The organism is Brevibacterium sp. Z349TD_9, from assembly GCF_056173565.1.
Genome location: NZ_CM149680.1, coordinates 49,790 through 61,766 on the forward strand (window position 1 = coordinate 49,790; position 11,977 = coordinate 61,766).

Annotated in this window: 10 protein-coding genes and 1 tRNA gene; 3 read left to right on the forward strand and 8 right to left on the reverse strand. The window is 69.8% G+C overall.

Annotated elements, in window-relative coordinates; translation table 11 throughout:
• Positions 1 to 75: 75 nt before the first annotated feature.
• Genes AC0VYB_RS00215 through AC0VYB_RS00240 form a run of 6 tightly spaced genes read right to left on the reverse strand, consistent with a single transcriptional unit; the run spans position 76 to position 7,681 of the window.
• Positions 76 to 1,866 carry a protein kinase domain-containing protein gene (locus AC0VYB_RS00215; RefSeq protein ID WP_101624233.1) on the reverse strand — a complete coding sequence of 597 codons (1,791 nt, stop codon included), beginning with the start codon at positions 1,864 to 1,866 and terminating at the stop codon, positions 76 to 78.
• Positions 1,863 to 3,332, reverse strand: a complete 1,470-nt coding sequence (locus AC0VYB_RS00220; protein ID WP_475384908.1) for a peptidoglycan D,D-transpeptidase FtsI family protein — start codon at positions 3,330 to 3,332, stop codon at positions 1,863 to 1,865. Before AC0VYB_RS00220 ends, AC0VYB_RS00215 begins: the two co-directional genes overlap by 4 nt.
• The gene (locus tag AC0VYB_RS00225) at positions 3,329 to 4,879 is read right to left on the reverse strand and encodes an FtsW/RodA/SpoVE family cell cycle protein (RefSeq protein WP_009379820.1); all 1,551 of its coding nucleotides are present in this window, start codon (positions 4,877 to 4,879) and stop codon (positions 3,329 to 3,331) included. Before AC0VYB_RS00225 ends, AC0VYB_RS00220 begins: the two co-directional genes overlap by 4 nt.
• Entirely contained in the window at positions 4,876 to 6,330 is a 1,455-nt protein-coding gene (locus tag AC0VYB_RS00230; protein WP_009379819.1) for a protein phosphatase 2C domain-containing protein, read from the reverse strand. Before AC0VYB_RS00230 ends, AC0VYB_RS00225 begins: the two co-directional genes overlap by 4 nt.
• Positions 6,327 to 6,842, reverse strand: a complete 516-nt coding sequence (locus AC0VYB_RS00235; protein WP_009379817.1) for an FHA domain-containing protein FhaB/FipA — start codon at positions 6,840 to 6,842, stop codon at positions 6,327 to 6,329. Before AC0VYB_RS00235 ends, AC0VYB_RS00230 begins: the two co-directional genes overlap by 4 nt.
• The gene (locus AC0VYB_RS00240; protein ID WP_009379815.1) at positions 6,839 to 7,681 is read right to left on the reverse strand and encodes an FhaA domain-containing protein; all 843 of its coding nucleotides are present in this window, start codon (positions 7,679 to 7,681) and stop codon (positions 6,839 to 6,841) included. The genes AC0VYB_RS00235 and AC0VYB_RS00240 overlap by 4 nt, the downstream gene beginning before the upstream one ends.
• A gap of 473 nt (positions 7,682 to 8,154) precedes the next feature.
• On the opposite strand from AC0VYB_RS00240, the gene AC0VYB_RS00245 reads away from it, so the two are divergent.
• Positions 8,155 to 8,241 (forward strand) — tRNA-Leu (locus AC0VYB_RS00245).
• Positions 8,242 to 8,348: 107 nt separating this feature from the next.
• On the opposite strand, the gene AC0VYB_RS00250 is transcribed toward AC0VYB_RS00245, so the two are convergent.
• Positions 8,349 to 9,167, reverse strand: coding sequence for a zinc metalloprotease (locus AC0VYB_RS00250; RefSeq protein WP_063248777.1), 819 nt, complete (start codon positions 9,165 to 9,167; stop codon positions 8,349 to 8,351).
• A gap of 116 nt (positions 9,168 to 9,283) precedes the next feature.
• The gene (locus AC0VYB_RS00255) at positions 9,284 to 10,315 is read right to left on the reverse strand and encodes an AraC family transcriptional regulator (protein WP_009379812.1); all 1,032 of its coding nucleotides are present in this window, start codon (positions 10,313 to 10,315) and stop codon (positions 9,284 to 9,286) included.
• A 203-nt stretch (positions 10,316 to 10,518) separates the two neighbouring features.
• Between AC0VYB_RS00255 and AC0VYB_RS00260 the strand changes: the two genes are divergently transcribed.
• Both AC0VYB_RS00260 and AC0VYB_RS00265 read left to right on the forward strand, forming a co-directional pair.
• Entirely contained in the window at positions 10,519 to 11,412 is an 894-nt protein-coding gene (locus AC0VYB_RS00260; RefSeq protein ID WP_475384909.1) for an NmrA family NAD(P)-binding protein, read from the forward strand.
• Positions 11,409 to 11,879 carry an anthrone oxygenase family protein gene (locus AC0VYB_RS00265; RefSeq protein ID WP_009379810.1) on the forward strand — a complete coding sequence of 157 codons (471 nt, stop codon included), beginning with the start codon at positions 11,409 to 11,411 and terminating at the stop codon, positions 11,877 to 11,879. The genes AC0VYB_RS00260 and AC0VYB_RS00265 overlap by 4 nt, the downstream gene beginning before the upstream one ends.
• Positions 11,880 to 11,977: the final 98 nt, after the last annotated feature.

The window sequence follows — 11,977 nt, forward strand, 5'->3', positions numbered from 1 at the left end:
TCCGCGTGATTCACCCCGTTCGAGGTGGTTGCTCAGCAATTCCTCAAGTCTACTGTTGGTCCGTCCGAACGGTTCTCAACCCTCGTTCCCGTTCGCCTCGGTGGTACCGCCCTGTCCGCCGCCCCGGCCCGAGTTGCCGTTGGCGTTCGCACCGCTGCCGGTGGTGGCGTTCGCGTTCGAGCCCGTCGACGACTCCGAGTCCGAGGACGAGCCGCTGTCCGTGTTCGCGCCCGACTCTGAGCCCGAATCCGACCCCGACTCGGAGCCCGAGTTCGAATCGGAACCGGAGTTCGAGTCGCTGCTCGACCCGGAGTTCGAGCCCGAGTTCGACCCGCTCCCGGAGCCCGAGTTCGAGCCCGTATCGGAACCGGAGGACGAGCCGGAGTCCGACCCCGAGTCGGACCCGGACGTCCGCGTCGGGCGGGGTGCCGGCTCCTCGGCGGGACCGCTCGAGATGTAGAGGGTGACGGTGTCGCCCTCGGTGAAGGTGTACCCGCCGCCGTCGGCCTCGCCGACATCGGCGACGGTGCCCGCAGCGCGATTCGAATCGATCGTCTCCGTGTCGACCTGGAGGCCGAGGCGTTCGAGGTTCGCTGTCGCCGACGACTCGGACTGGCCGATGTAGTCGCTGCGGTCGATCTCGATCTCCTGCGGGGCCTGCGAGGTCGTCGGAGCGCTCGTGCTCGGAGTCGGCGTCGGCTCCCCGCGGCCCCCGAGGAAGAACCAGAGGAGGGCGCCGACGGCGATGAGGGCTGCGATCGCGAGGACCCAGATGAGGATCTTCCCGCGCTTCGACTTCCGATCGTCGACCTCGTCGTCCCGACCGCCTGGATCGTTGGGGTCGACCGCGGCACCGTAGCCCGTGCCGGGTCCGCTTGGCCCGGACGGACCGTCGGCACTGTAGACGCGGGTGGCGTCGTTGCTCGAGGTCGCAGGCAGCACCTGCGTCGAGGGCACGGGCTCGGGGTCGTTGAAGACCTGGGTGAGCGCTTCGGAGGCGGCATTGCCGTGACGCATCTGCGGCAGGACGGCTTCGGCCCCGGCGATGTCGCCTGCGGCGATGAGTCCGGCCGCCTTGGACACGGCCATCGCGTCATCGGGACGACGCTCCGGCTTCTTCTCGAGCAGAGAGTCGACGAAGCGGCGGACCGGTTCGGACACGGTCGTCGGCAGCGGCGGATGCTGCTGGTTGACCTGGGCGATCGCGATCGAGACCTGCGAGTCGCCGGTGAAGGGACGCTGGCCCGCGAGTGCCTCGTAGGCGATGATGCCGAGCGCGTAGAGGTCGGAGCCGGGACCCGAGCCCTTGCCGGTGGCCTGTTCGGGAGCGAGGTACTGGGCGGTGCCCATGACCTGGCCGGTCTTCGTCAGCGGCGCCTGGTCGGTGACGCGGGCGATGCCGAAGTCGGTGATCTTCACCCGGAAGTCCGGGGTCATGAGGATGTTGCCCGGTTTGATGTCGCGGTGGACGACGCCGGCCTTGTGGGCGGCGCCGAGCGCCTGTGCTGCCTGCGCGACGATGCTCAGCGTATCCTCTTCGGAGAGAGGGGCGCTGCGTTCGATGATCGTCGACAGGGGCTCCCCGGGCACGTACTCCATGACGAGGTAGGGCGAACCGTCCTCGTCGCCGTAGTCGTAGACACCGGCGATGCCGGGATCGGAGACCCGGCCCATGTTCTGCGCTTCGGCGCGGAAGCGGGCGAGGAACGTCGAGTCCGAGAGGTACTCCTCCTTGAGGATCTTCGCCGCGACCTCGCGGCCGAGCACCGAGTCGACGCCCTTCCAGACCTCGCCCATGCCGCCCACGGCGATGCGTGAGGTCAGGGTGTACCGGTTGCCCAGCTGGGTGCCTTCGCTCGGCCTCATTTGTCGACCACCGCTTCCATCATGTCCTTGGCGATCGGTCCCGCGACCGTCGCTCCGTATGCTTCACTGCCCGCGTTTCCGCCGTTCTCGACGACGACCGCGACGGCGATCTTCGGATCGTCGGCGGGGGCGAAGGAGATGAACCAGGCGTGGGGCGCCGCGCCCTGCTGATGCTGGGCGGTGCCCGTCTTCGCTGCGACCTTGGTGCCGGGGATCTTCGCCACCGAGGCGGTGCCGTCGGTGACGACGCCCTCCATCATCGTCGTCAGCTCGTCCGCCGTCTGTCCGGAGACCGGCCGTGAGAGCTCGGTGGGGCGGGTCTCCGTGATCGGTTCGAGGGTGTCGGCGTTGAGCACGCGGTTGACGAGCTGGGGCTTCATCATCGATCCGCCGTTCGCGATCCCTGCGGTCATCATCGCCATCTGCAGCGGCGTCGACCGGACCTCGTACTGTCCGAGCGAGGACTGCGCGAGCTGGGGCGGGTTGAGGTCGGAGGGGAACGTCGAGGGGGTCACGCTGAGCGGGATCTCGAGGTCCTTGCCGAAGCCGAACTTGCTCGCCTGCTCGGCGATCGTGTCCTCACCGAGGTCCATGCCGAGCGAGGCGAACGAGGTGTTGCACGATTCGGCGAGCGACTGCGCGAGCGTGGGTCGCCCACCGCCGCGGCATGCACCGGCGTGCGAGTTGCTGATCGTCGCCGTCGTCTGCGGCAGATCGAGGGTCGCGGGGCCGTTGAGTTTCGAATCGGGGGTGTAGTCCCCGGACTCGAGGGCGGCAGCGGCGACGAGGACCTTGAAGGTCGATCCGGGCGGGTAGAGGTTGCCGCCGATCGCGCGGTTGAAGGCGGGGTTGTCGGGGGCGTTGTCGAGCTTCTCGAACGCGGCCCTGGCCTTCTTGGGGTCGTGGCTGGCTATCGGGTTGGGATTCCACCCCGGGGTCGAGGCCATCGCGAGGATCTTGCCGGTCTTCGGGTCGAGGGCCACGGCGGCGCCGGTCTGGTTCCCGAGGCCGTTCCACGCGGCTTCCTGGACCTTGGGGTCGATGGTGAGCTCGACGGCCGCACCGCGGGGCTGCTCGCCGGTGAAGATGCTGCCGACCTTGTCGTAGAAGAGGGCATCGGACTCGCCGGAGAGGTACTCTCCGGCCGCGCGCTCCATGCCGGAGGCCCCGGAGACGATCGAGTAGTAGCCGGTGACCGCCGCGTAGGCGCGCGGGTCGAGCCCGTCGGAGCCGTACTTGCGCTGGAACTTGTACTTGTCGTCGACGGGTTCCGAGTACGCGATGGGGGTGCCGTCGACGAGGATCGGTCCCCGGTCGCGGGAGAGCTGGTCGAGGATCTGCCGCGTGTTGAGCGGGTTGGTGTTGAGCGACTCCGCCGTGATGAACTGCACCCAGCTCGTCGACGCGAAGAGCAGGGCGAACATGACGAATCCGACGACGCCGAGGTGTGTGAGTGACTTCTTCATCGTTCACCTCCCTGGGTGCGCTCGCGGGTGCTGAGGTTCGTCGTCACGGCTTCGTCGGCGGGGCCGTTGTCAGTGGGGCTGTTGTCGGCAGGGCCGTTGCCGACAGGGCTGTTGTCGGCGGGGTCCTCCGGTCCCTCGTCCGCCTTCTTCCTCCGCCGAGGCGGGGCGTCGGGGTCCTCGGTGATCCGGAGGACGCCGGTGTGAAACTCCTCGACCGGGCGGCGGGCGTTGTCGGACATCCGGAGCAGGAGGGCGATGATCACCCAGTTCGCCACCAGTGAGGATCCGCCCTGGGCGAGGAACGGCGTGGTCAGGCCCGTGAGCGGGATGAGGCGGGTGACACCGCCGACGACGACGAAGACCTGGAGGGCGATCGTGAAGGCCAGTCCCGTGGCGAGCAGGGTGCCGAAGCCGTCCCGCAGCTTCTGCGCGGTCCGGATGCCGCGTTCGAAGATGAGGAGGTAGCAGAGCAGGATGACGAAGAGACCGGCCATGCCGAGCTCCTCGCCGAAGCTCGCGTAGATGAAGTCGGATTCCGCGTAGGGGACCATGTTCGGTCGTCCTTCGCCGAGCCCGGTGCCGACGAGGCCGCCGTTGGCCATCCCGAAGAGCCCTTGGACGAGCTGGTAGGAGCCGCCGGGGGTCTTGTTGAACTCCTCCGGGGTGAGTGCGCCCAGCCAGCCGTCGATGCGCTGCTGGACGTGGGAGAAGAGGAGGGTGGCGATGACGGCGCCGGCGGCGAAGAAGCCGAGGCCGAGGATGATCCACGAGACCTTCGACGTCGCGACGTAGAGCATGGCGACGAAGAGGCCGAAGAAGAGCAGCGAGGTGCCGAGGTCGCGCTCGAAGACGAGGATGCCGACGCTGGCGACCCAGGCGATGATGATCGGGCCGAAGTCGCGCAGGCGCGGGAAGCGGATGCCGAGGATCTTCGGTCCCGCGAGGACGAGCTGGTCGCGGAAGCTCACGAGGTAGCCGGCGAAGAAGATCGCCAGGAGGATCTTCGCGATCTCTCCGGGCTGGAACGACAGCGGCCCGATGCCGATCCAGATCCGTGCGCCGTTGATCGTCCGTCCGAGTCCCGGGACCAGGGGGAGGAGGAGGAAGAAGAGTGCGAGGAAGCCGGAGACGTACGTGTATCGGCGCAGCCAGCGGTGGTCGCGGAGGAGGACGAGGACGGCCACGGCCAGGCCCACTCCGAGGGTCATCCAGATGAGCTGCTGGGTGGCGCTGTCGAGGAACTCGCTGCGGCCGAGGTCGACCCGATGGATCATCGCGAGTCCGAGTCCGTTGAGGAGGACGGCGATGGGGACGAGGACGGGGTCGGCGTACTTCGCCTTCCACCACACGACGACGTGGAGGATGACGGCCAGGGCCGCCAGCCACGCCATGTACTGGTAGATGTCGGTGGGGACCTCGTCGTCGACGCCGAGGCCGACGAGCGCGTAGGCGCTCGACGAGGCGGCGATCGCGAGGATGAGCAGACCGAGCTCGGCCAGGCGGTAGGGCCTGGGCCGGGCTGCCTGGGAGACGGAGTCCGAGGTCACTGCGACTCCTGGGTGATCGCGTCGCTGGGCTCCGCGCTCTGTCCGTCCGGCGGAGAGGGCGCAGGGTCGCTCGGGTTCGTCGCATCCTCGGCGTTGCCGGAGACGGTGCCGGAGTTCGCGGCCTCCTGGCGGAGGTTGTCGATGATCCGGTCGGCCTCCTCCCGCGAATCGGCCTGGATCGATCCGCGCAGGCGGTCCTGGGAGAACGTGTTGAGCGCTTCGACCTGGATGTCGGTCGTGTCCTCGAGGCGGCTGAGTGCGATGGGACCGAGCGTCGTGTCGAGGCCCCGGTAGAGGGTGACGCGGCCGCCGTCGTTCGTCAGGTAGTAGTGGTTGCTGATGTAGTTGTACGCGAAGAAGCCGCCGACGGCGAGGGCGATGATGACGATGCCGGCGATGATCCATCCGAGGTACGAGCGTTTCTCACCCTCGTCGTCGCCGTCGAGGTCATCTCCTTCGCTCGTCTCGGTCTCGGTGTCGACGGCGGTGCGCACGGACCCGGCGGGCACCTCGGCGGTGGGCTCCTGACCGGTCTCACCGGGGCCGGAGGCGTCGGTGACGGTCTGCAGGGGAACGGTGTCGGTGGGGACGTCGCCGCCGCCGAAGTCGTGCTGGGCGGTGGTGGCCTCGCCCTCGGGGCGGGTGCCGATCGTCGCATACTGGGGGTTGACGTGGACGGAGCCGACCGCGATGCCCTGCGGGACGTCGACGCTGCCCTCGATGACATCGCCGATGACGACGGTGACGTTGTCGGCGCCCCCGCCGGCGAGGGCGAGGTCGATGAGCTGACGGCACGCCTCGTCGGGGTCGGCCACCTCGGCGAGGACACGGGTGATGTCGCCGAGGTCGGCGAACCCGGTGAGCCCGTCGGAGCAGAGCAGCCAGCGGTCGCCGACGTAGGCCTCGCGCAGGGAGAGGTCGAGGTCGGGGGAGGTGCCGACGTCGCCGAGGACCTTCATGACCACGGAGCGCTGCGGGTGGGTGTCGGCTTCGTCGGCGGTGATGCGGCCTTCGTCGACGAGCATCTGGACGAACGTGTGGTCGTGGGTGACGGGGTGGAGTTCGCCGTCGCGGTAGACGTAGCCGCGCGAATCGCCGATGTGGGCCAGCGCGAACCGGTTGCCGGGCGCCCGCAGGAGCGCGGTGACGGTCGTGCCCATCCCCGCGAGCTCCGGCTGTTCGGCGACGCCGCGGCAGATGCGGTCGTTGGCGTCGAGGATCGAGGCGCGCAGGAGTTCGAGGGCGTCGTCGCCGGCGACGCCGTCGTCGAGTTCGGCGAGCCGGGCCACGGTGATCGCCGAGGCGACGTCGCCGCCGGCGTGACCGCCCATTCCGTCCGCAATGAGGAGGAAGTTCGGACCCGCGTAGCCGGAGTCCTGGTTGTTCTTGCGCACGAGCCCGGTGTGCGACCGAGCGGCGGAGCGGAGGGTGATCGTTCCGTCGGTCGTCACGATTGGGTCTCCAACGTCGTATGGCCGATGGTGATCTGGTTGCCGATGCCGAGATCGAAGGGCGCGGTGATCTTCGAGCCGTCGACGAAGGTGCCGTTCGTCGAGCTGAGGTCCTCGAGCACCCATGCGCCGCCCCGGGCGATGATGCGGGCGTGATGGCTCGAAGCGAAGTCGTCGCCTATGACGATCGTGTTGTCAGGGGCGCGGCCGAAGGTCACCGGTGCGCCGGAGAGGATGAGCGAGGTGCCGGCGAGCGGTCCCGCGGTGACCCGGATCGAGCCGGGGTTGGCCCGCGGCGGAGCGGGGGTCGGTCGCGGCTGCGGGGCGGGCCGGCTCGGGGCAGGGGCCGACTGCCGCGCGGAGTCCTGCGAGTTCTTGGCCTTTCGGGGCTTGTGTGTGCCGCGCTTGGCTCCGAAGATGTCCCGTCGCAGCACGCCCGCCACCCCGAAGACGAAGAGCCAGAGGATGACGAAGAAGGCGAACCGGAAGACGGTGACGGTGAATTCGCTCACAGAGAGTCCTGTTCGGTGTAGCGCACCTCGGCGTCTCCCGCCGTGAGCACGTCACCGTTGGTGAGGTTGGCCGAGGTGAGTTTGCGTCCGTGGAGCAGCGTGCCGTTGGTCGAGCCGAGGTCGTTGGCCACGGCGTGGTCGCCCTCGACGACGATCTCGAAGTGGCGCCGGGAGACGCCGGGATCGTCGATGACGAAGTCCGAGCTGTTCGACGAGCGGCCGAAGACGTTCGCCCCCTGGCGCAGCGGGTACGTCCGCCCGTCGATCGTCACACTCGCCTCGATGGTCCGCGACCGGGCCGGAGCGGCCGGGCGGATCGGCGTCGAGGAGCGTGCCGGCTCGGGAGTGCGGTGCCGCTGGGCGACGGGGCGCGGGCCGGAGCTCGGCGCGGGTTCGACGATGCTGTGGGACCGGGAGGCCGGGTCGTAGCCGCCGCGGTTGGCCGGCTGCGCGGCCGGGGAGCCGTCGGGGCGCTGCGTCGAGGAGACGACGCGGTACATTCCGGTGTCGAGGTCGTCGGCCTCGACGAAGTCGACGGAGACGGGTCCGACGAAGCTGTAGGCCTGCTCGATCGCGTGATCGCCGATGACCTGGCGCAGGTCGGCGCGCAGCTCGGTCTCGATGCCGGAGAGGCGCTCGAAGTCGGCGGGCGAGAGTTCGATCGTGTAGTGGTTGGCCGTGAGTGTGCGGCCGCGGGAGACGACGGCGGCCTTGTTGTCGGCCTCGCGGCGCAGTGCTCCGCCGAGTTCGACGGGTTCGACCTGCGAGCGGAAGGCCTTCGCGAAGGCGCCGTTGACGACGTTCTCCAGTCCCCTCTCGAAGCGATCGAGAATCCCCATGGCACCTCCTCAAGTCCAAGTCCGTCGTTGTCGTGGTCGGGTTCGCGGTCGAACCCGGGCACATGGTCTGTCCTGCGCTTCTGTACGGGCGTGCCCTGCTCCGACGGCGGGCGCCGTTTCGGGTACACCAACACCCAATCCTAACGCGGAGGCGGCCTCAACTCACGTTCGAAGCGCGAGAGGGACCCACCTCGGCGAGGATTCACCGTGTGCGTTCAGCCTGGCAGGACGGGCGGGACGGCACCTGAGAGCACCGAGGTGACTGATCGGTCGATGAGGAAGGATGCGACGCCCGCCGAGGAGGTCACAGGGACCCGCGCTCACCCGCCGGTGCGCGGAATGCAGGGGTCGGGCCGGGCTCCTGTGGGGTCTCACGGAGGGAGTGAAATGTGAAGGTCGCCACGTTCGGCCCGTTCCGAGCCTCTGCGGGTTTCCGGATCGGTCGCCCGCGATGATAGAGTCTTCTCTTGTTCGCGCGAGTGGCGGAATTGGTAGACGCGCTGGCTTCAGGTGCCAGTGATCGCAAGGTCGTGGGGGTTCAAGTCCCCCCTCGCGCACCAGCGGACGAGAGCCCCTCATCGGGATTCCGGTGAGGGGCTCTTCGCGTGTCCGGATCACCCGGGCCAGGGGCACACGGTCCGGGCCGCCGGGATCAGTGCCGGCCGAATCAGGGCCAGAACCACCCGCGGGTGAGAACGAGGTTGACGGCGACGAGGACCGCGAGGAGGACGAACCCGCCGAGGTGGGGCCACCGGAACTGCGGGGCGGTCTCCGCACCGGCCCCGGGACGGAACATCATCGACACCGGCGCGAACACGCCGATCGCCGCGGCCCCGGCGAGGACCGCGGTGACGGCGCCGGAGTCGTCGATGGGGCTGAGGACGACGTAGAGCGCCATGAGGGCGAGCAGCACGCCGGTGCCGAGCAGCCACGCCCACACGGCCATCGCCGTGCGATCACGGTCGCTGGCGGCGAGCTCGCGGATCGGGGCGGCGAACGCCCACGCCGTGAGCGGCAGGCCCAGCCAGCCGATGACCGTGGCGGCGATGAAGGCGCCGGGAGGCAGACCGAGCAGGGTGAAGGCCTGCGCGGTGTCGCCGGCGGGCATGAGGGCGGTGACCTGGAGGTAGCCGAGACCCTCCTGGATGCTCGTGAAGATCGTCCACAGCCACACGAGACGCCAGAACGGACGGTTCCGGAACGGTGTCAGTGCGCGATCGACGATGACCCCGATGACACCGGTGACGAAGCTGAAGACGGGGCCGGCGAGGAGGGTGAGGACGTGGGGCTCCGGCGGCGGCGCCGGGGTGTAGTCGACTCCGAACGGCAGCTGCTGCGGGTGGTAGCCGAGCAGGGCACCCATGACCGCGTGACCGGTCTCGTGGAGGAGGATCATGATCGTCGCGCCGATGACGAAGGCGAGGCTCGCGCCGAGGATCAGTCGGCTGCGGTGACTCGCAGTGGGTCGTTGCTGCGAAGTGTCCATGCCTGCATCTTCGCACCGCTCCGGCCTGCGCAAATGCTACGATTCGGTGAATTCGCAGCGGTTCGGGTCATTCGGCTGCGGTTCTGCGGCTCAGGTCACCGGGCGCTCGGCTCAGGTCACCGGGGCCTCGCGTTCTGCTCAGCGCTCCGCCTGTGCGCAGCGCTCTCCCTCCGCACGGAACCGGGGGTGCGGCCGTTCGCGCGGGTGAAGGCGCGGCTGAACGCGGCCTCCGAACGGTAGCCGAGCTCTCCGGCGAGGCGGGCCGCGGTGACGTCGGTCTCGCGCAGGCGGGACTCGGCGATGCTCATCCGCCAGCGGGTGAGGTAGGCGATCGGGGCCTCGCCGACGAGCTCGGCGAACCGCGCTGACAGCGACGACCGGGACATCCCGGCGACCCTGGCGAGCCGCTCGAGCGTCCACTCGTGGCCCGGGCATGCATGGATGGCCTCGATGACCCGGCCGATGCGCTCGTCCTGGAGGGAGCGCAGCCACCCGGCGCTCGCCTCGGCGTCGGAGTTCATCCACGAGCGGATCGCCTGGACGACGAGGACGTCGGCGAGCCGGGTCGCCACGGTCTCCGCGCCCGGCTGCGGGTGGGCGAGTTCGGCAGCGATGAGTCGCAGGGTCTCGCGCACCGAGGAGGCGACGGCGGCCGAGTCCCCGCCGACGTGGAGGACGGGCGGAAGGGCCCGCATGAGTTCGCGTGCGGCCGGATCGTCGAAGGCGACGACCCCGCAGATGAGCGTCGTGGTCCTCCCCGGTCCGCCGTAGCGCAGGCGGGAGTAGCTCTCACTGAGGTAGTCCTGGGGGAGCAGGTCGACGCGGGGTCCGCGCGGGGAATCGGGGTCGCTGAGGAGGTCATGGCCGGCCCCGTGCGGGACAAGGGCGAGATCACCGGCGGCGAGTTCGACGAGGGTGGATCCGTTGGAGCCTGCCCCCGGCAGACGGAGCCAGCATGTGCCGGCGATGAGGACGTGGAAGCTCAGCGAATCGGGGATCGCGGGCATCTCGAGCGACCACGGGTCCCCGAACTCGGCATGGCAGTAGAACGTCGACCGCATCCGCAGGTTCGCGAGCACGCGCGCGAGCCGGTCGTCCGCACCTCCCGGCGTGGGCACGGTGCCGGTGCTCCGGGGGACTGTGTCCATTCTGCTGGGGCCTGTCGCCATGACCGCATCGTCGCACACGATCCCACCGATCGTCTGCGGTTCTCGGACGATCGAGCAAGAAGTGCGGTCGTTCGGGCATGGATCGACCGAGAGGTGCTCAGTAGCGTCAGAGGTGCAGGCTGAACGGTTCGCAGAGCGGACGAGCAGCCACGGAGCAGCCACAGAGCAGAAGGGGAGAGACCATGTACGTCATCGCAGGAGCAACGGGACGCGTCGGATCGGCCACCGCGAGGGCCCTGCTCGCGGCAGGGGCCGAGGTCCGCGTCCTCATCCGCCAGGACACCGACGCGAAGCGCTGGGAGGAGGCCGGCGCCGAGGCGGTCGTCACCGCCCTCGACGACGAGGAGGGTGTGGCTGCTGCGCTCGGCGGTGCCGCGGGGTTCTTCACCCTGCTCCCGTTCGACCTCGACGCCGACGACCTCGACGCCCACGCCGACCGGCTCATCGCCGCCATCGCCGCGGCCGTGGCCCGGGCAGCCGTGCCGCACGTCGTCATGCTCTCCTCGGGAGGCGCAGACCTGACGACGGGCACGGGCCCGATCACGGGTCTCCACCGCCTCGAGGAGGCGCTGCGGGCGACCGGTACGAGGCTCACCGCGCTGCGCTCGGGGCACTTCCAGGAGAAGGTCGCCGACGTGGTCGACCTCGCCCGGACCACCGGGCTCTACCCCGTCTTCGCCTCCTCCGCCGAGGTGCCCGTGCCCATGGTCGCGACCCGCGACCTCGGTGCGACCGCGGCCCGGGCGCTGCTCGAGCCGCCGGAGACGAGCGAGACCGTCGACGTCATCGGGCCCGCCCGGTCCGAACAGGAGGTCGCCGAGGTGCTCGGGCGCGGTCTCGGCCGTGAGCTCACCGTCGACCTCGTTCCCGCCCCCGCGTGGGCGGGTGCCCTGACCGAGGCAGGCTTCCGTCCGCACGTCGCCGAGAGCCTCGCCGAGCTCTACCGCGCCGACGAGGCGGGACTCCTCGCCCCGCGCGGGGACCGGTCGGTCACGGTGACGACGACGATCGAGGAGACGATCGCGGGACTCCTCGGCGCGGGCGGGACGGATCCCGGGGCAGGGGAACGGTCATGACCACGGCACTGCTCGCCGCCTCGGCGGTCGTCCTCAACGGACTCCTCGCGGGACTCCTCTTCGCGTTCGTCTGCGCGGTCTCCCCGGCCTACCGCCGGCTGAGCGACGAGGAGTTCGTCCGCGGATTCCGCGCCGTCAACGAGGCGATCCTCCGGCCCTCGTTCCTCGTCGTCTTCTTCGGGGCCCCGCTCACGGCGCTCGCCGCCGCGGTGGTCGGCTCGGTCGAAACGGGCACCGTGCCGCTCCTCTGGGTCGGGGCTGCCGGGTCGCTGGGCTCCCTCATCATCACGATGACGGTCAACGTCCCGCTCAACACCCGACTCGTCCGAGCGAGGATCGAGACCGCCGCTGACTGCGCGGCTGCGCGCACGGGCTTCGAGGCGAGGTGGAACCGCTGGAACCTCATCCGGTGCTGGGCCAGCGTCGTCGCCGCACTCGGGTTCGCGCTCGCCCTCGCACTCGGGTGAGGCTGCGCCGGAAGCAGCGCTGTTCCGGACCCGGACCTGTGCCGGAACCCGCTCTGTGCCGGAATCGGAACAGCGCCGGAAGCTCTGAGGGCGGATTC